Source organism: Algiphilus sp., assembly GCF_965216485.1.
Taxonomy (GTDB): Bacteria; Pseudomonadota; Gammaproteobacteria; order Nevskiales; family Nevskiaceae; genus Algiphilus.
Genome location: NZ_OZ244162.1, coordinates 3,294,010 through 3,320,025, shown reverse-complemented (window position 1 = coordinate 3,320,025; position 26,016 = coordinate 3,294,010). Strand labels below are relative to the sequence as shown.

Sequence of the window (26,016 nt, the reverse complement as noted above, 5' to 3'; positions counted from 1 at the left end):
TGCGCGTCCGTAAGTTGAGTGTCTGCTACGGCACGCGGCGCGCGATCCGCCGCAGCCGCGGAGTGACAGCGGTCAACGCCGTCAGCTTCGATATTGCCGCTGGCGAGACCGTGGGTCTCGTCGGCGAATCCGGCTGCGGCAAGTCGTCTCTGGCGCGCGTGCTGGCTGGGCTGCGGCAACCGCAACAGGGCTACTTGGCCGTCAACGGCAAGCCAATGCAAGGGCCACGTGATTGGCGGCAGGCCAGACGCTCTGTGCAAATGGTGTTCCAGGACCCGGCCGCCAGTCTCGACCCGCGCATGCGGGTACGGACACTGCTCGAGCAGCCGTTGCGCGCCTTGTGTCCGCAATGGGACGCATCGCAGCGTGCAGACAAGATTGATGCTGCCTTGTTCGCGGTTGGCCTGGGAAGCGCTTACGGCGACCGTTATGCGCACAGTCTTTCGGGCGGACAGGCCCAGCGTGTGGCGATCGCCCGCGCGATCGTGGTCGAGCCTGATCTCCTGATTTGCGACGAACCGCTGTCCGCCCTGGATGTGTCGGTACAGGCGCAGATCATCAATCTGCTGCGCGATATCCAGCGGCGCACGGGCATGGCCATGCTGCTGATTGCGCACGACCTGGCGGTTGTGCGCCAACTCTGCGATCGCGTCTACGTCATGTATCTCGGCGAGTTTTTGGAGCAGGGGCGCGCCGAAGACGTGTTGCTCCGCCCCGCGCATCCCTACACGCGGGCCTTGCTGTCGTGCGTCCCGCAATTGGAGCCGACAGGGCAGGCGCCCATCCTGCTGGAGGGGGAATTGCCAGACCCCGGCGAACGGCCCTCGGGGTGCGTGTTCCGCACGCGCTGCCCGATGGTGGATGACATCTGCGCACGCAGTACGCCGGATTGGCATCGCCAGCCGCACGGTGGCTACTCCGCCTGTCATTTCGCGGCACATCAGGCCAGCCCGATGATCGCCCGCGCGCTGCGCTAGGCGCTATCCGCCATCGCGTTGCTGGTGTGCGGGCCTTCTCAGGGCTTCCGGCAGTTAGGCGAGCGCCCGGCAGCGCGTGCCTGGCGGTAGATCGGCATCACCTCGTCCAGCCGGCTACGCAGGTTTTCGATGCGTGACTGGTCCGATGGATGGGTGGAGAGAAATTCGGGTGGGGCATTGCCTTTCTTTGCCTTGGCCATGTTGACCCACAAGGCGGGCGCCGCGGACGGATCGAAGCCCGCTTCGGCCATGTAACGCAGGCCAAGTACGTCGGCCTCGCTCTCGTCGGCACGTCCGTAGGGCATCAGCAGCAGAACCTGGGCGCCCATGCCGATCATCTGCGGGCTGACTCCGGTGGCGCTGGATACCACGGATGCCCCGAGCTGTGCCGCTAGCTGATTGGATACGCGGGCGGCAGAGTGATTGGCCAGCACGTGAGCGATCTCGTGGCCGACCACGGCAGCTAGCTGGTGCTGGTTGTCCGCGACCTCGATCAGCCCCGTGTAGACGCCGATTTTGCCGCCGGGCAGGGCAAAGGCATTGATGGCATCCGACTCGAAGGTGCGCACTTCCCAGGACTGCTCAGGCGCAATCACCTGGGTCAAGGCGCGCGATACGCATTCCACATAGCGCGCGGCGGGCGTGTTGCGCGCGACCGGGGTTTCCTCCTTCATCTGCGAGAAGGCCTGAGCACCCATCTTTTCCATCTCCTCGCTGGAGACCAGGATAAGCTGGGTGCGACCCGTGGGGCTGGTCGCGCAGGCAGCAAGCAAGGCGCTGCCAATGAGTGCCGCAAAAAAAGCCGTGAATTGAGTGCGCATAAACTTCGTTCGCTCCGTAACCTGTGCCAATATTATCGGTCGAGCCTGTAGGCTGAATGAATGGCAAGCACTGCGCTGCACCGACCGGTCGGACAACGTCTTGACGACACGATCCGGGATTGGACGCAATGAAGGTGGATCCTCAGCGTGAACGGCGCCGCAGCGGGCGGTCCACGCTGCGCGCGGATGTCGCCATTCTTCTCAGCCTGAATGCCCTCGCGCTGCTCAGCTTCGCACTGTGGCATGTCTGGCACCTGGATCGATACCTGCAGGATCGGGCCGCCTTCGAACGCTTGGCTGTCCAACGCGAGGTGCTCACCGGCTATGTGCCCGGGCGCATGACGGCGGCACGGCGCGAAGCCGCCCGCGCCGACCCGGTTCCCGCGTTCCGTGTCCATGTGCGCGATGCGGAGCGTCTGCTGGAGCAATGGTCCGAAGTGGTCCGGCGTGATAGTACCGACCCCGCATTACGCACCCAGACCGAAGCCTTCCTCGCGGCCACCGGGCGTCATATGGGGCAGTGGCGCAATGCGCTCGACACGGAACGTTTCCGGGTTTTCGGCATCGTGGTGCTCTTCCTTGCGGGTTTTCTCAGTCTCCAGCTCTATGCCTACCGCGCTTTCCAGCGGCAAGTGGCGCGGCCACTGGCACAGCTCGCCGAACGCGCGGACCGACTGGCATCCGGGCTGCCTGATCAGCGCGTGCTGTCCGCCCACGCCCGGCGCGAGTTGCATGTCATTGGCCGCGCACTGGACGGCGTGGCAGAGCGCGATCATCAGCTTTCCGAGCTGCTGCACACGGATGAGGCGACCGGTCTCCCCAATCGCCGTGCCGGTCGGCAACAGTTGGGCCTCTGGGTGCGCAACAACGCCAGCGGCGCCGTCATCATGCTGCGCATCATCAATCTCAGTGGCATCCGCGCGGTGTACGGGGAGGCGCACGCCAACGCAGTGCTGTACCGCTATTCGCGCGCGGTCTACGACGCAGCCGCGCAATGGGCGGATTGCATCGCCCTGTACAGCGAGGATGTGTTGATGCTGCTGGTGCCCAGTGGTGCCAAGGGGGCCGAGGCCGCTCTGTCGGAGATCGTCGACGAGCTGATGCGCACCCAGCTCGACGAGCAGGAATCCTTCGAACGACTGGCGCGCCCGGAACTCGCGGCCTCCATCGCGCTGTTCCCCGTGCACGGCGATACCGTCGACAGCGCGCTCGGCCAGGCCACTGCCGCCCTGGACGCGGCCACCGCACGCGGTGCGGGGGCCATTGAACGCGCCAGCGAGGCGGGGGCAGGTGCCTTGCGAAGTCGCCTGCTGCGGAATCAGGCGATTCGCAAGAAGCTCGAGAGTGAAGATCTGGTGCTCTGGTTCATGCCCGTCGTGGACGTCAGCACGGATCCGCCGCGGACCTGCCACATCGAAGCGCTGATGCGCATGCGCGACGAGCATGGTGAGGTCCGGCCGCTACCCCATGAACTCATGGAGGGGCTGCTCAGTACGCCAGAGCTCTTGCTGCCCGCGTCCGAGCGTTGTTTCCGCTACGCCTGCGATGTCGTGCACGCGCTGCACCAGGAGGGGTATCCCCTCAACATGGCCTTCAATCTTTCGGCCTCCGAATTGCGCGACGAGCATCTGGCGCGGCTGGCGCAGATCTTTACGGAGTCCCAGGTGCCCTTTGGTGCCCTGACGCTGGAGATCACCGAGCGCGCTGCCCTGCGTGGCTTCGAGAAGCTGGTGCCGCGACTGCAGAACATGCGCGAGCGCGGCGTGCGCGTGATGCTGGACGACTTCGGGACCGGTTTTTCCTCGATGTCCCATCTGGTGGAGCTGCCCATCGACGGCCTCAAGATCGACCGGACCTTCGTGCGCGAACTGGAGACCGACAGCCGTTCGCGCGAGATCGTCGCGGCGACCGCCGCCCTGGCGCGTGTGCTGCACCTGGAGGTGATTGTCGAGGGGGTGGAAACCCCCGGTCAGCGCGATCTGCTGCGAGAACTGGGCTGCAATCTGCACCAAGGTTTCCTTTACAGCCGGGCGATCTCGGCGGAGCAGCTACGCAACTGGCTGAACGGGGAACGCGGCGATGCCCAGGCCTCGTCTCTGTCGCAACCGGTGTGATCGGCCCCTAAGGTTCCAGCCGCTCAATGTGCCACGCGCCATCGGTCCATCGGTAGCAGAGGCGGTCGTGGGCGCGGCCATGCCGTCCCTGCCAGAACTCCACCACCGTCGGTCGCAGGCAGTAGCCACCCCAGTGGTCCGGGCACTCGATACCTTCGGCGCGGGCACGCTCTTCCGCGGCCCGCATGCGTTCGTCGAGTTCGTCACGTGATGCCACCGGCTGCGATTGGCGCGATACCGCGGCGGACACCTGGGATTCGAAAGGGCGACTCTTGAAGTAGGCCTCGCTCATCGCGCGTGGCAGCTGTTCAACGCGGCCCTCGATGCGGACCTGCCGCTCCAGCCTGTCCCACCAGAACACCAGCGCGGCGTGGGGATTCTCCTGCAGTTCCCGGCCCTTGTGCGACTGGTAGTTGCTGTAGAACACCGGTCCGCCATCGTGCTGTCCCTTGTACAGCACGATCCGCGCCGATGGCACGCCCTGGGCGGAGGCCGTTGCCAACGTCATGGCGGTAGGCTCGATCATGCCCGCCTCGCGCGCGGCCGCGATCCAATGTTCGAGCTGCTGCATCGGGTCGCGATCCAGGTCGGAGGCATCCAGCGGCGGGTTGCGGGTGTATTGCGCCATCTCGCTTTCCATGTGCTTGGGCGCCGCATTCTAGAGGCCCCCGAGCCTCGCTACACTGAGGCACGTCATGTCCAAGTTTCCCACCATGTCCTCTTCGCGATTCAACGATGTGGAAACCGCCGTCGATGCCATCCTGGAACACTTGGGGTCGCGCATCGTGCTCGGTACGCCACTCGGCATCGGCAAGCCCAACGCCCTGCTCGACGCCCTCTACGCGCGCGCCCAGAAGGACGCCACGCTATCGCTGGACATCATCACGGCACTGTCGCTCAATCCGCCGCGCGGTAGCAGCGCCCTGGAGTCGCGCTTTCTGGCGCCGGTCATCGAGCGCGTCTGGGGCGACTATCCCGAAATGCGCTGGCTGCGCGACTTCGAAGCCAACCAGTTGCCGAGCAATGTGCGGGTCATCGAGTTCTACGTGCCGTCGGGCGCGCGTCTGAAGCATCCGCAGGCGCAGCAGGACTACATCAGCAGCAACTACACCCATGTTGCCCGCGACATGGTCAGCCGCGGCGTCAATCTGCTGGTGCAGGCGGTGGCGGTGCGCGACGAGGGTGGGGCGCCGTGCTACAGCCTGGCCGGCAACCCGGATGTCTCGCTGCAGTTGCTGCCCATGCTGCAATCAGTGGACTGGCCCTGGATGGCGGTGGGCATGGTCAACCGTGGCCTGCCCTGGATGGGCAATGACGCCCGCGTGGACGACAGCGTCTTCGACGCGCTCATTGACGACGGCGGGCCCGGGCACCGGCCCTTCGCGGTCCCGCACGAGCCGGTGGACGACAGCGCCTGGGCCGTGGGCCTGCGCGCCGCCAGCCTGGTGCGCGACGGTGGCACGCTGCAGGTAGGCATCGGCAGTCTTGGCGATGCCTGTTGCCACGCCCTGCGTCTACGCGACCGGCAGCCGGAAGCCTTCGCCAAGGTCATCGCAGAGCTCGGCGGGAACGCTGTGGCACAGGCGGTGGGCGGATGCGGTGGCTTCACCGAGGGGCTGTATGTGGCCAGCGAGCTCATCTCGAATCCGCTGTTCTCGCTCTTCGAGGACGGCATCGTGCGACGCGAGGTCTTCGACGACATCGATATTCAGCGCTGGGCCGCGGCAGGCCTGCTGGCCCAGGATGGCCGTGGTCTGTTCGAGCGGCTGCATGCCGAAGACGGTCTGCCGCGACTGAACCGCGGTCTGCTCGCGGCCATGCAGCGCCACGGCCTGGCGCACCCCGGGCTGCAGCGCGATGGCCAGCAGCTGCGCCTGCCGGATGGCGACACCTGCGCCAATGATCTGTCCGACCCCGCGGTGCGGGCCGCGCTGGATGCCCAGGCGCAAGGAGAAGGGCTGCGTGGCGGCATCGCCATGCACGGTGCCTTCTTCATCGGGCCGGGCGATTTCTATCAACGGCTGCACCGATTGCCGGAAGCCGATCGCGCGCGCATCAATATGACGTCGGTGGCCGAGGTCAATCGTGTCTACACCGATTACCGGCTGGAACGGCTGCAACGCCGGCACCCCCGCTTCATCAACCTGACCATGAAGGCCACGCTGCTCGGGGCGGCGGTCTCGGATCAGCTATCCGACGGCAAGGTCGTGTCCGGTGTCGGCGGCCAGTTCGATTTCGTCAGCATCGCCCATCAATTGCCGGAAGGCCGATCCGTGCTGTGCCTGCGCGCCAGCCGCGGTGGCGGCGCGCAGCCCGAATCCAACATCGTCTGGGAGTACCCGCACACCACAGTGCCGCGGCATATGCGTGACATCATCGTCACCGAATACGGTGTTGCGGATCTGCGCGGCAAGACAGACCGCGAATGCATTGAGGCGATGCTCGCCATTGCCGACAGCCGGTGCCAGCCGGCGCTGATCGAGGCCGCCAAATCGGCGGGCAAGCTCCCGTCCGATTACGTGCTGCCGGACTCCGCCCGCCACAACACCCCGGAGGGCATCGCGCGCGTGCTGGCACCGCTGCACGAAGCCGAGTATCTGCCAAGACTGCCCTTCGGTTGCGATCTGAACGCCGATGAGCTGGCGCTGGCGGGTCGCCTGAAGCATCTGAAGGCGGCGGCTGGCACGTGGTCCGGTCGCTGGCAGCTGCTGCGCGCATTGCTGCGCCCGGCGGCCGTCGATGAGCCCGAGGTGGCCAAGGCGTTGCGTCACATGCGGCTGGATGGAGCGGAGGCGCCACGCAAGCTGCAACGGCTGGTGCGCGCCGCCTACGCGCTGCACTGAAGCACGTTCAGGGTTTGCCGTCGTCGGTGCTGAGTGCCTCCCGGGCACGGAAGCCCGCGCCGGCGAGCGCCTGCATCATGGCCGCGCCGTTGGCGCCGCCGGCGCGCACCCGGACCACAACCCGTTGGCTGTTGGGGCTGCTGGCCACGGCTTCCACGCCTTCCAGGCGCCCCAGGGCATGGCGCGCCATATGCGGGCAGACCGGGCAGTTCATGCCGGACACCACAAAGACATGCTCCTCAATGGCCGTATTCGGCGCCTCCTCTACCGCGGCTGCGCCGGTGAGCAGCGAAGCGACGAGTTGCAGAGCGACATGCGGTGGGATCATGGTGATCAGAAGATATCGCCGTCCAGGCCCGCGGCCATGTACAGGCCCAGTTCCCGGCATTGGTCCAGAAAGGCGTCCTGGAAGCTGCCACGACAGACGAGCGGGTCCTGTACCGCCTTCCAGCGCAGGCCTGTGACGATGGTTTCCACCGCGCGGCAGGTGCCTGTGCCGTCATTGCCGGCACGGACATAGAGGGCATAGGGACGCCCCTGGGTCGCTTCCAGGCAGGGGTAGTAGATGCGGTCGAAGAAATCCTTCAGCGCGCCGCTCATATAGCCCAGGTTCTCGGTGGTACCGAGCAGGATGCCGTCGGCATTCAGCACGTCTTCCGGTGTGGCCTCCAGCGGCGGGACATGGCGGGCAGCCACATGCTCGATGTCCTCGTGCGCGGCGCCCTGCTGCACCGCCTCCAGCATGCGCTGCGTGTTGGGCGAGGGCGCATGGGCCACGATCAGCAATTGTTTGGTGTCGGACATGCCCGCAGCCTCACGCGCGGGCTGGCTGCTGTCAATCGGCATCCTCGGGCAGTGGAAAGGCCGCCGGAATGGCGTGGCTCGCAGGGGCGCGCAGGCAGTGCGCGAAGCAGCGGGAGGCCTCCGTGGCCTCGGTGTTCACCTCCACCATGGTGGCGCCTGCGTGCAGGGCGTGCTCGATGAAGCCCGCTGCCGGCCACACCATGGCCGAGGTGCCAATGGCCACGAAGAGCGCCGCCTGCTGCACAGCGCGTCCTGCCGCTTCGAAGGCGTGGCGGTCCACCGGGTCGCCAAACCAGGTGATGTCCGGGCGCATGGGCTGCCCGCAATGCGGGCAATGACGCTGGCGATATGGGCCCGTACTGACATCCTCCATGGCACCGTGCTGGCGGCAGCGCATCCGCCACAGGCTGCCGTGCAGCTCGATCACCCCTTCGCTGCCGGCGCGGGCGTGCAGGCCATCGGTGTTCTGCGTGACCACAGTGATGCCCGCGTGACGCCGCTGCCAGGCGGCGATATGCCGGTGCGCCGGATTGGGATGGCAGCTTGCGACGTGGCGCCGGCGGGTTTCATGAAAGGCGAGCACGGTCTCCGGGTCGCTCTGAAAAGCCGCTTCCGATGCGACCTCTTCGGGTCGGTACTGCGCCCAGATGCCACCGTAGCCGCGGTAGGTCGGAACGCCCGATTCGGCCGAGACGCCGGCGCCGGTGAAGAACACGACGCGGTCGTAGTCGTGCAGTGCGAAGGATGTCATGTCGGCCATTTCAACAGATCGCGCGGCAAGCCTCGCAGAGGCGCCATCGGGCTGTCATCGATGGCGCCGAGGTTGATGCCGTTCAGCGCGTATCACTCGCCGGCGGCTCGGCCTCCGCGGTCGTCACGGCTTCGACACCAACCCCGTGGCGATAGACGTTTTCGGCACCCAGCCAACCGGTCACGCTGGCGCTGGCCGTGCCCAGCCAGCAGCACGTCAGCAAAGCCCACCCGACCCGCTTCGGGTGATGCTTCTGCCACAGCGCCGGTGCCATGGTGAACACGGCAGCGGTACCCCATCCCCAGTACTGGTGAACGCGTACAGCACGTTCAGCGGCGGCATCCATCGCCTCGGTGAGATAGGCGTGCATGCCGGTGCCGATGGAGGCCCACAGCGCGGCAATGCCGATGCCCAGGGTCCACTTCGTAGCCTGTACGGCGCCAGCGGCGAAGGCGCGGTCCGAGGCAGCGCGGGCGAGGCTGAGCAGCAGGGTCGCGGTGATCGGCAGTGCCAGCGCGAAGTGCACGGTCATGGGATGCCAGTTGGGCAGGATGCTGATCATGGTGGTCGGCGGTCGCGGTTCGGAAGCTGCGTCCGGATTATGGCCGGCCTTCGGATTCCGGCGCGCCAGCGTGCAACGCGGATGGCATGCATCGGTGAGCAGACTGGGCTCGGCATCCAGGCCGCGCGTGACGGGTGGTGCAACTAGCTGCCCAGGCCGCGCAAACGGTATCCTTCGCGGCCCCGCGATACGCCCCCCTCGCTCATGCAACTGCACAACACCCAGACTGGCCGCAAGGAAGACTTTGTCCCCGCCGATCCCGAGCGCGTGACGATGTATGTCTGCGGGCCGACGGTGTACTCCTTTGCGCACATCGGCAATGCACGGCCGGCGGTGGTCTTCGATGTGCTGGCACGCGTCCTGCGGCGCCGCTACGCGAAGGTGGTCTATGTGCGCAACATCACCGACATCGACGACAAGATCAACGCTGCCGCTGCGGCCGAAGGGGTCGATATTGAGGTCATCACGCAGCGCTTCGCCGCCGCCTACCACGAGGATCTGGCGGCATTGGCGGTGCAGCCGCCCGACTTCGAGCCACGGGTGACGCAGCATCTGCCCGACATCATCGCGATGATCCAGCGCCTGGTCGACAAGGGGCACGCCTACGCGGCCGAAGGCCACGTGCTGTTCAATGTGACCAGCTTTGCGGACTACGGCGCACTGTCGCATCGGGACCGTCGCGAGATGGTGGCGGGCGCGCGCGTCGAGGTTGCACCCTACAAGAAGGATCCGGCGGATTTCGTGCTATGGAAGCCGTCCGCGCCGGAGCAGCCGGGTTGGGAATCGCCATGGGGGCGGGGCCGTCCCGGCTGGCATATCGAATGCTCGGCGATGTCTGCGACGCTGCTGGGCGAGACCATCGATATCCACGGTGGCGGGCACGATCTGGTCTTTCCGCACCATGAAAACGAGCGCGCCCAGAGCACCTGCGCGCATGACGCCCAGTACGTGCGCTATTGGGTGCACAACGGCTTTCTCAACGTCAACAGCGAGAAGATGAGCAAGTCGCTGGGCAATGTGCTGTTGCTGCGCGATCTGCTTGATGAAGCCCCCGGCGAGGTGGTGCGCCTGGCGCTGCTGTCCGGCCACTACCGCCAGCCGCTGGACTGGACCGATGAGACACTGCCGCGTGCGCGCAAGCAGCTCGACCGGCTCTATGGCGCGCTGCGCGATGTGGAGTCGGTGGAGGCGGCCGCCGAGGATGCCCCCGAAGCCTTTGTCAGGGCGCTGGAGGATGATCTGAACACCGCCGCCGCCCTGGCCGAGCTGTTCGAACTGGCGCGCGCCCTGAACAAGGCCGACGACGACGCCGAGCGCGCCCGGCTGAAGGGGCAGCTGCTGGCGGCCAGTGATCTGATCGGGCTGCTGCAGTCCACCCCCGCGCAGTGGTTCTCCGGCAGTGACGCCGACGGCGTCAGCGCGGAGCAGGTGGAGGCCCTGATCGCGGCCCGCGCCGAGGCGCGTCGTCAGAAGGATTTCGCCGAGGCCGACCGTATCCGCGACGAGCTGACCGCGCTGGGCGTGACCATCGAGGACTCAGCCCAGGGCACCCGCTGGCGTATGGCCGGCTGACGCATCGAGCAGCGCCTCCAGCCGTTGCCGGCTGTCCGCGTCGGCCGGAATGAAGGTTTCGATGCGCAGTTCTTCCGCGGTGGCGCTGCTTGGGCTGCCGAAACGCGCAATCAGGCTGAGCAGGCGCAGTTCGCTGCCACCGATCTCCAGCACCAGGGGTAGCATGGCCGGCATCGGCGCGCCGTCAACCTGCATGCCGGGAACGTCCACCTCACAGGCGTGGCGCGCCAGCAGCGCGTCCAATGTGGCGCTGCCGGCCTCGGCCGCGTCGTCGCTGAGCTGACGCCAGATCCACGGGGCGATCTCCGACCAGTTGCGACAGCAGCGCCGCAGGCCCTCGGGTTGCCAGATCCATTGCATCAGATTGCGCGGCCCGGCGGCGGCTCCTCCCGCGAGCTCCGGGTCGAGGGCAGCGAACAAGCGGTGCATGGGCGTATTGGCCTGATACAGATTCCAGTGCCGGTCCGCCGCCAGCGCCGGATTGGGCGCCGTGTGGTCGAGCAGCAGTTGCACTGCGTCGCGCAGCGCAGCCATGTCCGCGCTGTCCAGCGCGTCGGCGCGAAAGCGCGGAGCAAAGCCCGCCGCCTCCAGCAGGTGATTGCGCCGACGCAGCGACAGATGCAGGGCCTGTGCAAGACGCAGCACCATGGCCTGGCTGGGGCGGACGTGGCCGCTTTCCAGGCGGCTGATGTGGCGCTGCGAGGTGCGCGCCTCCAGGGCCAGACGCAACTGGGGAAGCCCAGCGCGGGTGCGTTCGTGGCGCAGCGCATCGGCAAAGGTCATGGTCTGGCGCGTCGCCCAAAAAGCCGGAGATGGCCCAAGCATCGCCCAAGGGCGGGCTGAAGGCTATGACCTGACAGGACATTGCCACCATGATGCGTGCGGGAAAGACTGCCCGTTCACTCCCGATGAGGCGCACCCGCCATGTCGCAATCCTCCTCCGCTTCCTTCCTGTCCGACCTGGTCTGCTACACCGGCTTCTCGCTTATCCTCTGCCACGAACTCGACGCCGTCCTGCACGCGGAATGGCGGGTATTGCCGGTGACCAGCTTTCTGCCGGAATCGGTTGCCTATCCGGTCTTCGTGCTGATGCATGTGCCGATGTTTGTGTTGCTGTTCTTCGGCATCGCGGCGACTTCGGAGCAGGTGCGTCGCTACACCAAGGTCGGCGTCAGCGCCTTTCTGGTGGTGCACGCCGGCTTGCACGCCGCTTTCCAGGGGCATCCGCACTATCACTTCGCCGGCTGGCTCTCGAACGGCCTCATCGGCGGTGCTGCGCTCTGCGGTCTGCTCTACCTCGCGCTGATCTGGCGGCAGCGGCGGGTGCAGGCCATGGGCGCTTAGAGCCGCAGTGGTGGGACACCGCGTCGTGCCCGAAGCCAGTTCATCGCGCGCAGTACGCTGGAATAACTGACGATGCGGCGCTCCAACCGGAATTTGCCCGGAAAGTCGAGCAGCATGAGACCGATGAACAGGGTGATCAGCCCCTGCCCGGGCAGCACGAGCATGGCGATGCCCGCGGCGATGAGTACCGCGCCCACCACATTCTTGAGCAGCGCATAGGCCAGACGCAGCAGCAGCGGCCACTGCTGCCGCGGGCGTTCGGGACGCCGGCTGTGGGCGAAGTAGTCGTGCGGGATGCGCACGACGACCCAAGGCACCACGATCAGGGAGCCGACGAACATCAGCACGGAGGCCGCGGCCAGCCACCAGAGCAGGGTGGAGTGGGTATCCGCCCAGGCAACGAGCCACTCAACCATCATGGTGCTTGTCGCGGCTCGCAGGCCTTTGTGGTGATGAGGCCGAGTGCTTTGGCATGAAGGGCGTGTCGTGCATGCGCGGCAGTATGCCGCGCCAGAGATTAGGCTTGGCTTGATCACCGCCTGCGCCGCTGGTGTCCCACCATGCGAAGGCGAGCCAATTCATCGGGGAACAGGAGAGTGCATGACGCGCGACGTGACCGCCTGGGACCGCAATTTCCGCACGGTTCTGCTGCTCGCCACCTTGGTTTTCGGTGCCCTTGACTACTGGTATGCCGGCGCGCAGGGCTGGCTTCGCTCCGGCTTTGTTGTGTGCGTGGCCGGCTGTGTGGGCTACTTCACTAATTTCCTGGCCATCAAGATGCTGTTCCAGCCCAAGCGCGGTCAGGTGCTGGGCTGGCGCGGCCTGGTGCCGAAGAATCAGGCCAATATCGCGCGCAGTCTGGGCGAAAGCGTGCAGCAGCAATTGCTCTCGCCAGACATCGTGCTCGCCTATATCTCCGAGAAGCGCCTGATCGAAGTCAGTACGCAGGCGCTGGCGGACTGGGTGGATGCCAATCTGCAGAAGCCCGAGGTCCGGCGCGAAATCACGGCCCTGCTGGTGCGCCTGATGAACGAGCGCGGCCCGGAGTTGCTCACCGCTTCCTTTGATCTGGGCGAGGAAGCCGCGAAAGGGCTGGCGCGCAATCCGCAGGCGGTGGAGGCCTACTGGCAACGCATCCGTGCCGCGCTCAGCGAATTTGCCGAAGACAGCGAGAACCGCGAAATGGTGGCGCGGGTCATCCGCCAGATGCTCAGCGAACGGCTGCCCCATATCGCCACCTGGGTCGATCACGCCATCGAGCACTATCTGCATCAGCATCGCGGCGTCGGCCGCATCGGTCTCGGCCTGAAGAATCTGCTGTCGCTGGACGAAGAGGCCATCGAGAGCTGGCTTAAGCGCTTCGTCGAGGATCAGAGCCTGGCAACCGAGGGCTTGCGGTTGCTCGACGCCATCATGGCCTCGGTGCAGCTCGATCTCGCGTCCGAGGAAAAGCAGGCCCAGTTGCAGGCGGAATTGGAAAGCTGGATCGAAACGGTCAGCAATCTTTCGCGCCGTCACCTGCTGCCAGCGATGACCAGTCAGATCGGCGACTACCTCAACACGGCGGAGAACTGGCAGCAGATCGAAGACGTGCTCATCCGCATCCTGCAGTGGCTCAAGGCGCGCGCGCTGCTGATGCTGGATTCGCCCATCGGCCGCACCTACGTCCGCGCCGCCATCGAACGCGCGGTGCAGCAGCTCAATGTCACCGAGCTGGTGGAGCAGCAGGTCATGAAGCTCGACACCGACGAGCTCGAGAAGATGGTGCTCGACAATACCGGCGGCAATCTCACCATCATCCAGGTGCTGGGGGGCTGTCTCGGACTCATTGCCGGTGCTGTGCAGGTGCACATCCTGTTCGCCGTGCCCATCGGCCTCGGCGTCCTCGTTGTCTGGCTGGCGTACCGCATCAACGAATACCGCATGGACCGGCTGGAGTCGCGACGCGACGCGGCCTCGACGCGCTAGCGCGGCACCGTTGCCTCGTCCGCGCACAGCGGCGCGTGGCGAAAACAGTGCACGAGGTGGTCGTTGATCAGGCCGGCGGCCTGCAGATAGGCATAGACGATCGTGCTGCCTACAAAGCGGAAGCCGCGTTGCTTGAGGGCCTTGCTGATGCGGTCCGACAGCGCGGTCTGTGCGGGCACCTCCGCCATGTGCTGCCAGTGATTGATGATGGGCTTCCCGTCCACGAAATCCCACAGAAAGGGTGACAGGCCGCCCACGGCGGCGCGCAGCTCGAGATAGGCGCGGGCATTGCCGATGGCGGCGTCGATCTTCAGGCGGTTACGTACGATGCCCGCATCGGCCATCAGGCGCGCCCGGTCGCGGTCGTCATAGCGCGCCATGCGTTCCGCATCGAAGCCATCGAAGGCGGCCCGGAAGTGATCGCGCTTGGCGAGGATGGTGCGCCACGACAGCCCTGCCTGCGCCCCTTCCAGAATCAGGAATTCGAACAGGCTGTGCTCGTCCCGCTTGGGAACGCCCCACTCGTGATCGTGGTAGGCAGTCTCGATGGCGCTGTTCAGCGCCCAGTCGCAACGCGATACATCCCCAGACATACGCTGACTCCCTGATGCCATCCATGCACCGGCCGCACACGCGGCGATGCCGGCTAGGCACGGTGAAATTGCAGGCGCTGGCCTACGGCGCGCTCCGCGACATCCCGGCCATCCCAGACCTGGATGCCGTTGACGAAAGTGGCGTCGATGTGGTGACTGAAGCTGGTGCCCTCCAGCGGCGACCAGCCGCATTTGTAGACCAGATGATCGGCGCAGACATCGGTGTGATGGTCCGGGTTGACCAGCACGAGGTCGGCAAAGGCGCCTTCGCGGATATGGCCGCGGTCCACGATGCCGAAGCGGGCGGCCGGGGCGTGGCTCGCGCGGGCGACCGCGGTGGGCAGATCCATCACCCCCTCGCGCACCAGCTCAAGGATGACAAGCAGGGCGTGTTGCGCCATCGGCAGACCGGCGGCGGCCTTGCGATAGGGCTGGATCTTTTCCTCCAGGGTATGCGGTGCGTGACCGGTGGCGACGATGTCAATGCGGCCGTCGGCCAGGGCTGCGCGCAACGCGCTGCGATCGGCTTCGGTCTTGATGGCCGGGTTGCATTTGATGCGCGCCCCTTGGGCCTCGTAGTCCTGGTCGCTGAACCAGAGGTGGTGTACGCAGACCTCGGCCGTGATCTGCTTGCCCTCCACGGGGCCTGCGGCGAAGAGGTCGAGCTCTCGCGCGGTGCTGAGATGCAGCACATGCAGTCGGCTGCCGTGGCTGCGCGCCAAGGCCATCGCCTGCTCGGTGGCCTTGTAGCAGGCCTGTGCCGAACGGATCAGCGGATGCGCGTCGAAGGGGATGTCCTCGCCGTAGCGCTGCACAAAGTGCGCCTCGTGCTGCTGGATGGTAGGTCCGTGTTCGCAATGGGTGGCGATGACGCCGCCGTAGTGGGCGAACAGGGCCTCCAGGGCAGCGGGGTCGTCGATCACCATGCCGCTCGTCGACGGCCCCATGAAGGCCATGACGCCGCAGGCCTCGTCGGGCGCCAGCGCCTTGATCTCCTCGGTGTTGTCGTTGTCGGCGCCGAGGTAGAAGGCGTAGTTGGCGCGCGCCCGGCCGCTTGCGCGGTCGTACTTGTCCGCCAGCGCCGCGCGGTCGGTGGCATGCGGAACGGTGTTGGGCAGATCCATGAAGCTGGTGACACCGCCCGCCACGGCGGCGGCCGATTCGGTGATCAGATTGCCCTTGTGGGTCATGCCCGGCTCGCGGAAATGCACCTGATCGTCGATCATGCCGGGCAACAGCAGGCGTCCGTGGGCGTCGATCTCCCGGTTGACGCCTTCGCTGCCCAGCGCACCGCCCACACGCGCGATGCGTTCGCCATCGATCAGGACATCGCCTTCCTGAATGCGTCCATCAGTGACGATACGGGCATTGCGGATCAAGCTCTTCATGCGCCTCTCCCCAGGCCATGCGCATCACGGTGCAAGCCACTGTCCGGACCACTGCGCGCCTTGACGCGTCCATCGGGCCCGGCGATGACCCGCCGCGGCAAGATAGAGCCATTCCAGTTGCGTGATCTGCACCACGACTGCGCGAAACTGCGCGTAGCCAGCATCTGTTGCGCCAGGGGGTACGTCAACCTCACTGCCGGGCAGATAGGCATCCGGGGCATGCAAGAGCGTCCCTGGGCCGGGTTGCATGCGATAGCAGGTGCGGCTCATGGGGCGGGATTCAGCCCACGCCTGCTCGGTCAAGGCGTCACTGGCGTGCAACTGGGCCTCGCCCTTGATGCGGAGCTGCAATTTGGCGCGGGCGTCATAGGCGTGGAGCGCGACTGTGGGCTGCGCCTCCATTTCCGCGACCTTCTCGGCGCGCGCATCGGTATGGAAACGCAGGGTGGCGCCCTGCGGGTCCACCGCGCGCAGGATGACGGAGCGCAGCTGCGGTGTGCCATCGCGGCCCAGCGTGGCGACCTGGATGGTATGGAAGCCGTGACGCCGATCATTGACGCCGCGCACCAGCAGTTGCCAGGCGTGCGCCCAGCTCGCATCCAGATCGTTGTAGAACGAAGCTTCCACGACCCACTCTTGGTTGAAGACGGGCCGTAGTCTAGAACGATGTTGCAAGTCGTCTGGTTCAAGCGCGACCTCCGTGTCGAAGACCACGCTCCGCTTACACGGGCTGCGTCCTGCGGGCCGGTGCTGCCGCTCTATGTCGTGGAGCCCGAGCTCTGGCGCCAGCCCGATATGTCGGCACGGCACTGGTCCTTCATCGTCGACTGCCTGCGCAGCCTGGATCATGCGCTGCAGCAGCGCGGCCAGGGGCTCGTGGTGCATCGTGGCGATATCGTCTCCGTGCTCGGCGATCTGCATCGCGCGTGGGGTCGCTTCGCGCTGTGGAGCCATCAGGAAACCGGCAACGGCTGGACCTTCGCGCGGGATCGCGCGGTCGCGGCCTGGTGTCGGGACCACGCAGTTCCCTGGACCGAATGCCCCCTCCACGGCGTGCAGCGTGGGCTCACGCAGCGCACGGGCTGGTCGCGCGCCTGGGAAGCGCAGATGGCGCAAACGATCTCCACGCCGCCAGCGCAGCTCCCTGTGGTGGTCGCTACACCCGCCGAGCACACCCTGGATGCGGCGTGCGCGCAGATGCCGCCGGTGGCGCCAAATAGAGAACAGCGCGGCGGCCGCGCCCAGGCGGAAGCTTGCCTGCACAGCTTCCTCGAGACGCGCGGCCGCGACTATCACAGCAGCATGTCGAGCCCGATCAGCGCGGAGACCAGCTGTTCGCGGCTGTCGCCGCATCTGGCCTGGGGGGCGCTGTCGATGCGCGAAGTGGTACAGGCCACGCGTGCGGCGCGCAGCGCGCTGGACCCGGCGCAATGCGGTGGCCACCGTCGCGCCTTGCAGTCCTTTCTGGGGCGCCTGCACTGGCACTGCCACTTCATCCAGAAGCTGGAATCCGAGCCCCGCCTGGAATTCGACAATCTGCATTCCGCCTACGACGACCTGCGCCCCGAAGGCCACAATCCTGCGCTGCTGGAGGCGTGGCAGACGGGGCGTACGGGCTTGCCGTTCGTGGACGCCTGCATGCGCTATCTGCACAACACGGGCTGGCTGAACTTCCGCATGCGCGCCATGCTGGTTGCGGTATCGAGCTACCACCTGTGGCTGCATTGGCGCGCGCCTGCACTGTTTCTGGCGCGACAGTTCACCGACTACGAGCCCGGGATCCACTACAGCCAGATGCAGATGCAGTCGGGGACGACGGGCATCAACACGCCGCGCATCTACAACCCGGTGAAACAGGGGCGCGATCATGACCCCGACGGGCAGTTCATCCGGCAGTGGGTACCGGAACTGGCAGGCATACCCGGCGAGGCGGTGCATGAACCATGGACCTTGTCGGCGGCACTGCGCCGACGCCATGGCGCGGCAGAGTATCCGGACCCGGTCGTGGACCATCTGACAGCGGCGCGTCGGGCGCGGCAGCAGATCTGGCAGGTACGCAAGCAGGCCGGCTACCGCGAGGAGGCCGATGCCATCCAGGAACGGCATGGCAGCCGCCGCTCCGGGATGCGGCAGTGCGGCGGGCCCAGCCCGCGCAAGCGGGCCAGCGAGGCTCCGGCCACGCAGCAGGCCTTCGACTGGGGGCTGGAGTCCTAGGGCCTGTTCACACGCAGTCGGTCATGGCCTTAGTCGGCGGGCAGGAATCGGATCTCACCGTACCAGGCCTCGGCCTTCTGGCCGGCGTTGTCACAGTCGGTCATGATCGCCACCGCCGTGATCTCATCCAGGGAACGATCGAAGTAGCGCTCGAAGTCGCGCCGGATATTGCGCCGCACTGTCTGCCAGCCATCTTCGCCGGTGGCAGGCGCGCCCGAGTTCACCGCTACCATATGGGCCTTGTCGGTGAAAGGATTCGGCCAGTCGCTGCCGATCGTCTGGCGGTTCGCCCACACATAGTTGATGGCACGCGTGCGCCAGCGCAGGAAGCTGTGTTCGTCGACCACGTAGAGCCGCGCCGGGTAGTCGTCGCCGTCCTTGCGATGCGGGTCGAGGCCTTGGTAGACCTGATCGACGCGCCAGCGCCACTCCACGATGGGCGTCTCGGTGAGATCGATGGGCGTGCGCAGGGCCAGGCCCGAGCCACTCTGGCCATTGCAGTCGGCGTGCACGGCAGGTTGGCCGTCACGTTCCACCAGCCTGTAGTCGGTGGTGCCACTGAAACTCACTGTCTCCCATTGCAGGATCTGCTGCGGCGAATAGCGCGCGGCCGTTGGCTGCGCGGTGACCACATCGTTGCCGAAGAGCAACACCAGCAATGCGAGCAGCGTGGGCATGCGCCGCGAGGGCGCACGCTGTGCCCGCTGCGGGCACGCCGACGGCGGTCGACAGGGCTTGCGTGCGGTGCGGTTGGGGTTCATTGGGTCTCCTTGACGGCGTCGTGAAGGGGCCATTGCGGCGACGCAATCGCTGAGACTCCGGAGGGGAGAAAAAGCGCCGGACCGCAATGCATCCATTCACGGTGTACGTGCCACACACCATACGTCGATGCGGCGCGCACCGGCTTTGTGCAATGCCTGGCTGAGTGCATGGCAGCTGGCGCCGGTGGTGAGCACATCGTCAACAATGGCGACATGGCGGCCTGCCACCTGCTGCGGATCGGCATCGAAGGCGCCGCGCAGGTTGCGTCGGCGTTCCTTCGCCGAGAGTTCGGTCTGGTCGGCAGTGTCGCGCAGGCGTCGGGCGGCAGCGGGTGCGGCGCGCAGCATCAGTGCGCGCCCCAAGGTATCGGCGAGCAGCTGCGCCTGATTGAAGCCGCGCTGGCGCAGTCGTGCGGGGAACAGCGGCATCGGGATCAGCAGTTCCGGTGGCGGCGCACGATGTTGCTGGAGATAGAGGGCGTGCAGCAGCGCCAGTCGCCGCGCTGCGCTGAGGTCGGCGTGGTACTTGAGGGCATGAACCCAGCGCACGATCTGTGCCTCGAAGCGCAGGGCGCACCAGGCGCCGTGCCAGGGCGGAGGGCGCCGTAGGCAGCTGGGACAGCGTTGGGCCGCGTGATCGGAAAGGACTTCGGCGCAGTGCCAGCAGGCCGGCACGTTCCAAGGCAGGGCGGCCACGCAGCCCGCGCACAGGCCGGCGCTGGATACCGGCGCGTGGCACTGCAGGCAGCGGTCTGCGCCCACCCACCAGCCCGGCCGCAGGGCGCCCCCGTCAACCATTCACCCGTTCGCAGGTTGACAGCATGGGTTGCCGCGACAAGACTGCGTGCGAGCGCCGCGCGTCTTTACCGCGGCACCCATTCAGCCATTGGCGCGCTGCGCCACAGTGGGGGAGTTTTCGCATGTCGTCCGTCACCGTCCGTCACGATTGGAGCCGCGAGCAGATCGTCGCGCTCTTCGAGCAACCCTTCAACGATCTGCTGTTCGAAGCGCAGCGCGTGCACCGCCAGTTCTTCGACGCGAACACGGTGCAGCTGTCGCAGCTCCTGTCCATCAAGACCGGCGCCTGCCCGGAGGATTGCAAGTACTGCCCGCAGTCGATCCGCTACGAGACGGGCCTGGAGCGCGAAGCCCTGATGGAGGTGGAAGACGTACTGGCGGCGGCGCGCGCGGCCAAGAAGGATGGTGCGACCCGCTTCTGCATGGGCGCGGCCTGGCGTTCGCCGAAGGATCGCGACATCCCCAAGCTCAAGGCCATGATCGGCGGCGTACGCGAGATGGGGCTGGAAACCTGCCTCACGGCGGGCATGCTGACCACGCATCAGGCCCAGGAGCTCGCCGAAGGCGGCCTGGATTATTACAACCACAATCTTGATACCTCGCCGGAGTACTACGGCGAGGTAATCACCACCCGCACCTACGACGACCGCCTGCAGACGCTGGAGGCCGTGCGCCACGCCGGCATGAAGGTCTGCTGCGGCGGCATTGTCGGCATGGGAGAGACGCGCGATGACCGCGCCGGGCTGCTCGAACAGCTCGCCCGCCTGCAGCCGCATCCGGAGTCGGTACCGATCAACAATCTGGTGCAGGTGCCCGGAACCCCGGTGGACGGTCTGCCGCCGGTGGACCCCTTCGAATTCGTACGGACCATCGCGGTAGCCCGCATTCTCATGCCCGCATCCCACGTGCGCCTCTCTGCTGGTCGCGAAGCGATGAACGACGAATTGCAGGCGCTTTGCTTCCTGGCTGGCGCCAATTCCATCTTCTACGGCGAGCGTCTGCTGACCACCGAGAATCCGCAGAACGCGCACGATCGCGCGCTGTTTGCGCGACTGGGCATCACGGCCGAGGCGGGAGCCGAGGGAGCTGTGCATACCGCCAAGACCTGCCAACCCGAGGCAGCCTGATCGGCGATGAGCGCGTCGGCTCAGCTTGACGGGCGCCTGCAGGCCGAGATCGAGGCTTTGGAGGCGCGCGCGCTACGTCGCCGCAGGCGCGTCATTGCGGGCAGTCACGGCGCCCGCATCGAAGTCGAGGGCCGGCAGTGCGCCAATTTCTGTGCCAACGACTATCTCGGCCTGGCCGCGGACCCGCGCGTTGCCGAGGCGGCGCAGCGCGCACTGCGCGACAGTGGTACCGGCAGCGGCGCCGCGGCGCTGGTGTCTGGCTACAACCATGAGCATCGCGCTCTGGAGGAAGCCCTGGCCGACTTTCTCGGCGCCGAGGCTGCGCTGCTGTTCTCGTCGGGCTGGGCGGCCAATCTGGGCGCGTTGCGTGCGCTGGTGCCGCCCGATGCGCATCTCTGTGCCGACGCCCTCAATCACGCCTCGCTGATCGACGGCGTGCGCTTGACCAAGGCGGCGTATACCCGCGTGGCGCATGCCGATACTGCGGCCTTCGAATCCGCCGTGCGCCACGCGTCTGGCCCTGCATGGATGGTCACCGACGGCGTGTTTTCGATGGACGGCGACAGCGCCCCGCTCGCCGCCCTGGCCACCATCGGGGCGAATCACGGTGCCCTGCTCTACGTAGATGACGCGCATGGCTTTGGCGTCTGCGGGCCGGAGGGCCGTGGCAGTCTGGCGGCCGCGGGTCTCTCGCACGCCGAGGTGCCGGTCTATGTCGCCACGCTGGGCAAGGCGCTGGGTGCCAGCGGGGCCTTTGTAGCCGGTTCGCGGACCTTGATCGACTATCTGGTACAGAAGGCGCGGACCTGGGTCTTTTCCACGGCGCCGCCACCGGCGATGGCGGCCGCCGCGCGCGCCGCCCTTGCGATTCTGCGCTCGGAGCCGGAGCACCTTCAGTCTCTGCACGCCAATATCGCCCACTTCCGTCGCGGCGCGGCGCAACGCGGCATTCCGCTGGGTCCACCCGAGGGAACGGCCGCGGACCACGCCATCCAGCCTTTGGTGCTGGGCGACGCCGAGCGCACCATGGCTGCCTCTGCTGCGCTGTTCGAGCGCGGCTACTGGGTGGCGGGCATTCGCCCCCCGACGGTGCCGGAGGGCACCAGTCGCCTGCGCATTACCTTGTCGGCGGCCCATCGGCACGCCGAGATCGAGGGCCTGCTCGACGCGCTGCACAGCGTGTTGCTGCAACAGGCAGCCGCAGCATGAACCGCGCTATCGCCGTTACCGGCACCGATACGGGTGTCGGCAAGACACGCATCGCCAGCGCCCTGTTGCTGGCATTGCGTGCAACGGGCGCGCAGGTCGCCGGCTACAAGCCTGTGGCCAGCGGTAGCGATGCCACCGCGGAAGGGCTGCGCAACGAGGATGCGCTGGCGCTGCAGGCTGCCTCCTCGCCGGGCCTGCGCTACGACGAGGTCAACCCGGTCACGTTTGCACCGGCGATCGCGCCGCATATTGCCGCCCAGCGCGAGGGCCGACCGATCCCTCTGGCGACGCTGGATCAGGGTCTGGAGGCACTGCGCGCGCGCCACGCCTGGGTCGTGGTCGAGGGTGCGGGTGGCTGGCGTGTACCGCTGACCGACCGTGTCGACTTCGCGGACTGGGTCACGGGGCATCGGCTGCCAACGCTGCTCGTCGTCGGCATCCGTCTGGGCGCGATCAACCACAGCCTGCTGACCGCCGAAGCGCTCAAGGCCGCCGGCCTGTGGCTGGGATGGATCGGCAATGTGCTGCCCGAGGAGGACACGGGCACGGCCGAGGAGATGCTGCAGACGCTGCAAGCCCGCCTCGGTGCGCCGCTGGGCATCATGGCCTGCGGCGAGGCGCCCGAAGCCCTGGCACGTCGTCTGGATGTCGAGACGCTTTCCCAGGCCTGGGCATCCCTTCAGGGCTGAAGCCGGACCCACTCCTGTACGCGCTCGGCGCTGTGATGCAGCGTATCGAGGCCGACAAGCGCAGCGCCGAAGGCCAGCGCCGTCACGCCGATGACCAGCAGTGGCAGTGGCAGGCGTTCAGGCTGTGGCGGGGCAATCAAGGCAGCGATGCGCTCGCGCATGCCTTCTTCCGCCTCGATGGACACCGGGTGGTCAGGACGGTGCGCGCGACGTTGGGTGGTCAGCAGTGCGTCGGCCACATCCAGCCGGTCGCCGAGGGCAGCGGCAGCCTGCTGATCACAGGCCTGTTCGCAGGCGGCCAGCAGATCACGCTGCAGCGCGCGCCCCGGACCACTCAGCAGGCGTGGCGCCGCCAGAGCCGCCAGCCACTGGCGCAGGCTGTCTCGTCGCCGGGCATGGGCCTGTTCGTGCAGCAGCACGCCGGCCCGCTGGCGCGCTTCAAGCCGTTGCAGCAGAGCGCTGGAGACCACCACGCGTGGCCGAAGCAGACCGACGGTCAGTGTAAAGACGGTATCGGACTCGATCACCGCATAGCCCTGCCCACGGTCCTCCCGCGCCATGGCCAGCAGTTGGCGCGTACGCCGCGCCTGGCGTCGTAGTGGCGGAAGCACACGACCGAGTGCCGCCACAAGAATGCCTGCAGCCAGCAAGGGCAGCAGGCCGCTGAGCATGCCGCCTGAGATGGCCGGCGCATGCGCACCACAGCCGATGCCTTCGTGGCAGTGTTCCGCGACCCCAAGACCCTGTGTGGCGGGCAGATGCAGCAGCAGCGTGGCGCTCAGCGCGAGCAGAGCGGGTAATGCTGCGATGGCACTGAGCATGCGACAGCGGGAGCCGGTTGCGAGTCGTGCCACGACGCCGCGCAGCAGTGGATAGAGCATGGCGAGCAGGGCGCCTGCAAGCCACCAGATCGCGGCCGCCAGCAGCAACGCAAGGGCAAGACTGGTGGCGAGGGCGCTCATGCGCTGCCTCGGGCGCGACGCGAACGCCGCGTGTCCGCAACCCAGGCCTCCAACTGGCTGAGTGTCGCGTCGTCCACCCCCTCGGACAGGTCGACGATGCCGACGCCCGCGCGCGGTGCGGCCGCCGAGAAGTCCGTGACCAGTTCCGCCACCAGGCGCGCCAACAAGTGTTCGCGCGACAGCACGGCGCGGTAGCAGTAGGCGCGCCCCTGCTTTTCGCGGTGCACCAGCTGCTTGCGCGATAGCCGTTCGACCGTGCTCTGCACGGTGCTCAAGGTGAGTCCGCGGGTGTCCGCCAAGGCCGCGTGGATCGCCTGGGCAGTGCACGTGCCGGTATGCCAGAGCACTTCCATGACATCGCGTTCCAGATCCCCCAGCGGCGGGGTCTGCTTGTGATAGAGCCGTAGTGCCATCCCTTGTCCGCTATCCCCAATGCCGATCCATTCTCGGTATTACGCCGTGGCCACAGTATTGGAGGCACACCCACTGTGATGCCACCATGCGTATTGCTTTGCCGTTGCTTTCCGCCTTCGGGCTGCCGCTGCTGCTGAGCGCGGGTTACGCCCTCGCTGCGGATAATGCACCCGTCGAGGAAGCGGCCGCGCTGGACGATGTGGTGGTCACGATTAGTCGACGCGAGCAGCTGCAGAGCGAGGCTGTGGCGCCGATCAGCGTGGTGGACCGCCAGGCCATCGAGCAGGGCCAGACGCGTGATCTGGAAGATTTGTTCGAGGGGCTGCCCGGCGTGACCATCAGTGGCGGGCCGCGACGTGACGCGCTGATGCCCACCATTCGTGGCCTGACCGACGGTCGCGTGGTCGTGCGCATCGACGGCGCCCGCCAGAACCTGCAGATTCGTCATCGCGGTCAGACCTTTCTGGACCCCAACCTGCTGGAGCGGGTCGAAGTCTTGCGCGGGCCCGCATCCACGCTGTTCGGCAGTGGCGCCATCGGCGGCGTGGTCGATTTCCGCACCCGTGATCCGTTCCAGCTGCTGGATGGCGACGCCGCGTTTGGTGGGCGCGCCCTGCTGGGCTACCAGAGCAATGCGGACGAGGGTATCGGTGCCGTGACGCTGGCCGGCCGCAGCGGCGATGTCGGACTGCTGGGCAGTGTGACGCGCAGTCAGTCGGAGGATTTCGAGGATGGCGATGGTGTCGTCGAGCCCTTTTCGGCGACGGATACGGTATCCGGGCTCCTCAAGGCAAGCTGGCGACCCCAGGGACCGCACCAGGTCACCGCGAGCTATCTGGATTATGCGGATGACAGCCTCAGCCGCGTGACCGCCGATCGGCCTCGTGGTGATGCCGTGCGCCGGCTGACGCGGCAGCGTACCGGGACGGTGCAGTACGCCTTTGCCCCGGCCGCCAGTCGTCTGTGGGATCTCGATGCCACGATCTATCAGACCGATCTTTCGCTCGATGGCCGCGAACGTGACAGCGGGAACCGCAATGTATCCGAGCTGCGCACCACTGGACTGGACATCTTCAACGTCAGCAGCGCCGAATGGGTCGGGCTGCGTCACCAGCTGAGCTATGGCGTGGAACTCTATCGGGACGAGCAGATCGGACGTGAGAACGGTCAGCCGGATCCCGGCTTCGCCAGTTCGGAGCAACGAACCGTCGGGCTCTTTCTGCAGGACCGCATCCTGCTGAGCGAAGCCCTGGCCATTACGCTGGGCGCGCGTTTCGATCGCATCCGGCAGTCCGCCGAGCGGGACGGTACCGAGATCAGCCGTTTCAACGAATGGTCGCCACAGGCGACCGTGTCCTACCGCCTGCTGGATGGCCTGGGCGTCTACGCGAGCTATGCGGAGGCGTTCCGCGCACCGAATCTGCGCGAGCTCTTCGTCGCCGGCGAGCACTTTCCGGGCAATACCTATCTGCCCAACCCCGAGCTTGAGCCCGAACGGGCGCACAACGAGGAAATCGGTCTGAACTGGCTGCGTCACCGCCTGTGGACGGCCGACGACCGCATACGCGTCCAGCTCAGCATCTTCCAGAACGATATCGATGATTTTCTGGAGCAGGTCGTGCGCGGTGACGGCGCCGGCAGTCTGTCGAATACCACGCGCTTCGAGAATGTCGAGGATGCCCGCCTGCGCGGCGTCGAGGTGTCACTGCGCTATGACCAAAGCCGCTTCTACCTCGGCCTGAACGGTAGTCTGCTGCGTGGGGATGACCAGGGAGCGGACGAACCGCTGGAGGGCATTCCAGCCGATAGCATCCGGCTGTCTGGCGCCTGGAAGTGGCCGTCGCGGGCCTTGGAGGCGGGCATGCGGCTGGATCTGGTGGCGCGTCAGGACCGGCTGCCGCCGACGACGGATCCCGATGCGCCGGGCCCGGCGCCGGGTTACGTCGAAACCGATCTCTTCCTGTCGGCGGCCTTGTCTCCCGCTCTGCAGCTCGAGCTGGCCATGGACAATGTCTTCGACCGGCGCTTTCGCCAGGCCACCAATCTGATCAACAATCCGGGTCGCAATCTGCGCATGCAGTTGGCCTATCGCTTCTGAGAACGCC

At 66.8% G+C, this 26,016-nt stretch carries 26 protein-coding genes; 11 read left to right on the top strand and 15 right to left on the bottom strand.

Annotated features, from left to right (window positions below; all coding sequences use genetic code 11):
• Window positions 1-62 precede the first annotated feature (62 nt).
• Complete coding sequence (locus ACOOFO_RS15305; protein ID WP_420427616.1) at window positions 63-977, top strand: oligopeptide/dipeptide ABC transporter ATP-binding protein; 915 nt, start codon at window positions 63-65, stop codon at window positions 975-977.
• Between the two features lie 38 nt (window positions 978-1,015).
• Here the strand turns inward: ACOOFO_RS15305 and ACOOFO_RS15300 are convergent, their stop codons facing one another.
• Window positions 1,016-1,798, bottom strand: coding sequence for a M48 family metallopeptidase (locus ACOOFO_RS15300; RefSeq protein ID WP_420427615.1), 783 nt, complete (start codon window positions 1,796-1,798; stop codon window positions 1,016-1,018).
• A 128-nt stretch (window positions 1,799-1,926) separates the two neighbouring features.
• Here ACOOFO_RS15300 and ACOOFO_RS15295 point away from each other — a divergent pair, with 128 nt between their 5' ends.
• Window positions 1,927-3,912: an EAL domain-containing protein gene (locus ACOOFO_RS15295; RefSeq protein WP_420427614.1), complete on the top strand. Its 1,986-nt coding sequence runs from the start codon at window positions 1,927-1,929 to the stop codon at window positions 3,910-3,912.
• A 7-nt stretch (window positions 3,913-3,919) separates the two neighbouring features.
• Here ACOOFO_RS15295 and pdxH read toward each other — a convergent pair whose 3' ends face one another.
• Window positions 3,920-4,540: a pyridoxamine 5'-phosphate oxidase gene (gene pdxH / locus ACOOFO_RS15290; protein WP_420427613.1), complete on the bottom strand. Its 621-nt coding sequence runs from the start codon at window positions 4,538-4,540 to the stop codon at window positions 3,920-3,922.
• Window positions 4,541-4,607: 67 nt separating this feature from the next.
• On the opposite strand from pdxH, the gene ACOOFO_RS15285 reads away from it, so the two are divergent.
• A complete protein-coding gene (locus tag ACOOFO_RS15285; RefSeq protein ID WP_420427612.1) occupies window positions 4,608-6,755 on the top strand; it encodes an acetyl-CoA hydrolase/transferase C-terminal domain-containing protein in 2,148 nt (715 codons plus the stop codon).
• 7 nt (window positions 6,756-6,762) lie between these two features.
• On the opposite strand, the gene ACOOFO_RS15280 is transcribed toward ACOOFO_RS15285, so the two are convergent.
• From ACOOFO_RS15280 to ACOOFO_RS15265, 4 genes are all read right to left on the bottom strand, one after another.
• Entirely contained in the window at window positions 6,763-7,083 is a 321-nt protein-coding gene (locus tag ACOOFO_RS15280; protein ID WP_420427611.1) for a heavy-metal-associated domain-containing protein, read from the bottom strand.
• Between the two features lie 5 nt (window positions 7,084-7,088).
• Window positions 7,089-7,559, bottom strand: a complete 471-nt coding sequence (locus ACOOFO_RS15275; protein ID WP_420427610.1) for a flavodoxin family protein — start codon at window positions 7,557-7,559, stop codon at window positions 7,089-7,091.
• A 31-nt stretch (window positions 7,560-7,590) separates the two neighbouring features.
• A complete protein-coding gene (locus ACOOFO_RS15270; RefSeq protein ID WP_420427609.1) occupies window positions 7,591-8,310 on the bottom strand; it encodes an SIR2 family NAD-dependent protein deacylase in 720 nt (239 codons plus the stop codon).
• A gap of 82 nt (window positions 8,311-8,392) precedes the next feature.
• On the bottom strand, window positions 8,393-8,872 hold the full coding sequence (locus ACOOFO_RS15265) for a DUF2231 domain-containing protein (RefSeq protein WP_420427608.1): 480 nt from the start codon (window positions 8,870-8,872) through the stop codon (window positions 8,393-8,395).
• 204 nt (window positions 8,873-9,076) lie between these two features.
• Here ACOOFO_RS15265 and cysS point away from each other — a divergent pair, with 204 nt between their 5' ends.
• The gene (gene cysS / locus ACOOFO_RS15260; RefSeq protein ID WP_420427607.1) at window positions 9,077-10,444 is read left to right on the top strand and encodes a cysteine--tRNA ligase; all 1,368 of its coding nucleotides are present in this window, start codon (window positions 9,077-9,079) and stop codon (window positions 10,442-10,444) included.
• On the opposite strand, the gene ACOOFO_RS15255 is transcribed toward cysS, so the two are convergent.
• On the bottom strand, window positions 10,409-11,227 hold the full coding sequence (locus tag ACOOFO_RS15255; protein ID WP_420427606.1) for a helix-turn-helix domain-containing protein: 819 nt from the start codon (window positions 11,225-11,227) through the stop codon (window positions 10,409-10,411). The genes cysS and ACOOFO_RS15255 overlap by 36 nt on opposite strands.
• A gap of 141 nt (window positions 11,228-11,368) precedes the next feature.
• Between ACOOFO_RS15255 and ACOOFO_RS15250 the strand changes: the two genes are divergently transcribed.
• Window positions 11,369-11,788 carry a DUF6713 family protein gene (locus ACOOFO_RS15250; RefSeq protein ID WP_420427605.1) on the top strand — a complete coding sequence of 140 codons (420 nt, stop codon included), beginning with the start codon at window positions 11,369-11,371 and terminating at the stop codon, window positions 11,786-11,788.
• On the opposite strand, the gene ACOOFO_RS15245 is transcribed toward ACOOFO_RS15250, so the two are convergent.
• On the bottom strand, window positions 11,785-12,207 hold the full coding sequence (locus tag ACOOFO_RS15245; RefSeq protein ID WP_420427604.1) for a PGPGW domain-containing protein: 423 nt from the start codon (window positions 12,205-12,207) through the stop codon (window positions 11,785-11,787). The two genes, ACOOFO_RS15250 and ACOOFO_RS15245, sit on opposite strands and share 4 nt — an antisense overlap.
• A 181-nt stretch (window positions 12,208-12,388) precedes the next feature.
• Between ACOOFO_RS15245 and ACOOFO_RS15240 the strand changes: the two genes are divergently transcribed.
• Window positions 12,389-13,756 (top strand): DUF445 family protein, encoded by a 1,368-nt coding sequence (locus tag ACOOFO_RS15240; RefSeq protein ID WP_420427603.1) that lies wholly within the window; start codon window positions 12,389-12,391, stop codon window positions 13,754-13,756.
• Here the strand turns inward: ACOOFO_RS15240 and ACOOFO_RS15235 are convergent.
• From ACOOFO_RS15235 to ACOOFO_RS15225, 3 genes are read right to left on the bottom strand one after another with little or no spacing between them, the layout of a single operon-like run.
• Complete coding sequence (locus tag ACOOFO_RS15235; protein ID WP_420427602.1) at window positions 13,753-14,349, bottom strand: DNA-3-methyladenine glycosylase I; 597 nt, start codon at window positions 14,347-14,349, stop codon at window positions 13,753-13,755. The genes ACOOFO_RS15240 and ACOOFO_RS15235 overlap by 4 nt on opposite strands.
• Window positions 14,350-14,402: 53 nt before the next feature.
• Window positions 14,403-15,737, bottom strand: a complete 1,335-nt coding sequence (locus ACOOFO_RS15230; RefSeq protein ID WP_420427601.1) for a dihydroorotase — start codon at window positions 15,735-15,737, stop codon at window positions 14,403-14,405.
• 24 nt (window positions 15,738-15,761) lie between these two features.
• Window positions 15,762-16,364 carry a pyridoxamine 5'-phosphate oxidase family protein gene (locus tag ACOOFO_RS15225; protein WP_420427600.1) on the bottom strand — a complete coding sequence of 201 codons (603 nt, stop codon included), beginning with the start codon at window positions 16,362-16,364 and terminating at the stop codon, window positions 15,762-15,764.
• Window positions 16,365-16,403: 39 nt separating this feature from the next.
• Here ACOOFO_RS15225 and ACOOFO_RS15220 point away from each other — a divergent pair, with 39 nt between their 5' ends.
• Window positions 16,404-17,951 (top strand): FAD-binding domain-containing protein, encoded by a 1,548-nt coding sequence (locus ACOOFO_RS15220; protein WP_420427599.1) that lies wholly within the window; start codon window positions 16,404-16,406, stop codon window positions 17,949-17,951.
• A gap of 29 nt (window positions 17,952-17,980) precedes the next feature.
• Here the strand turns inward: ACOOFO_RS15220 and ACOOFO_RS15215 are convergent, their stop codons facing one another.
• Window positions 17,981-18,712 (bottom strand): DUF3047 domain-containing protein, encoded by a 732-nt coding sequence (locus tag ACOOFO_RS15215; RefSeq protein ID WP_420427598.1) that lies wholly within the window; start codon window positions 18,710-18,712, stop codon window positions 17,981-17,983.
• A 96-nt stretch (window positions 18,713-18,808) separates the two neighbouring features.
• A complete protein-coding gene (locus tag ACOOFO_RS15210; protein WP_420427597.1) occupies window positions 18,809-19,510 on the bottom strand; it encodes a ComF family protein in 702 nt (233 codons plus the stop codon).
• Between the two features lie 122 nt (window positions 19,511-19,632).
• On the opposite strand from ACOOFO_RS15210, the gene bioB reads away from it, so the two are divergent.
• The 3 genes from bioB to bioD are packed head-to-tail and all read left to right on the top strand — an operon-like array spanning window position 19,633 to window position 22,535.
• The gene (gene bioB, locus ACOOFO_RS15205) at window positions 19,633-20,637 is read left to right on the top strand and encodes a biotin synthase BioB (RefSeq protein WP_420427596.1); all 1,005 of its coding nucleotides are present in this window, start codon (window positions 19,633-19,635) and stop codon (window positions 20,635-20,637) included.
• Window positions 20,638-20,643: 6 nt separating this feature from the next.
• Window positions 20,644-21,846, top strand: a complete 1,203-nt coding sequence (locus ACOOFO_RS15200; RefSeq protein ID WP_420427595.1) for an aminotransferase class I/II-fold pyridoxal phosphate-dependent enzyme — start codon at window positions 20,644-20,646, stop codon at window positions 21,844-21,846.
• Window positions 21,843-22,535 carry a dethiobiotin synthase gene (gene bioD, locus ACOOFO_RS15195; protein ID WP_420427594.1) on the top strand — a complete coding sequence of 231 codons (693 nt, stop codon included), beginning with the start codon at window positions 21,843-21,845 and terminating at the stop codon, window positions 22,533-22,535. Before ACOOFO_RS15200 ends, bioD begins: the two co-directional genes overlap by 4 nt.
• Here the strand turns inward: bioD and ACOOFO_RS15190 are convergent.
• Window positions 22,526-23,497: a M56 family metallopeptidase gene (locus ACOOFO_RS15190; RefSeq protein ID WP_420427593.1), complete on the bottom strand. Its 972-nt coding sequence runs from the start codon at window positions 23,495-23,497 to the stop codon at window positions 22,526-22,528. The two genes, bioD and ACOOFO_RS15190, sit on opposite strands and share 10 nt — an antisense overlap.
• Entirely contained in the window at window positions 23,494-23,910 is a 417-nt protein-coding gene (locus ACOOFO_RS15185) for a BlaI/MecI/CopY family transcriptional regulator (RefSeq protein ID WP_420427592.1), read from the bottom strand. The genes ACOOFO_RS15190 and ACOOFO_RS15185 overlap by 4 nt, the downstream gene beginning before the upstream one ends.
• Before the next feature lie 86 nt (window positions 23,911-23,996).
• On the opposite strand from ACOOFO_RS15185, the gene ACOOFO_RS15180 reads away from it, so the two are divergent.
• On the top strand, window positions 23,997-26,009 hold the full coding sequence (locus ACOOFO_RS15180; protein ID WP_420427591.1) for a TonB-dependent hemoglobin/transferrin/lactoferrin family receptor: 2,013 nt from the start codon (window positions 23,997-23,999) through the stop codon (window positions 26,007-26,009).
• Window positions 26,010-26,016 lie beyond the last annotated feature (7 nt).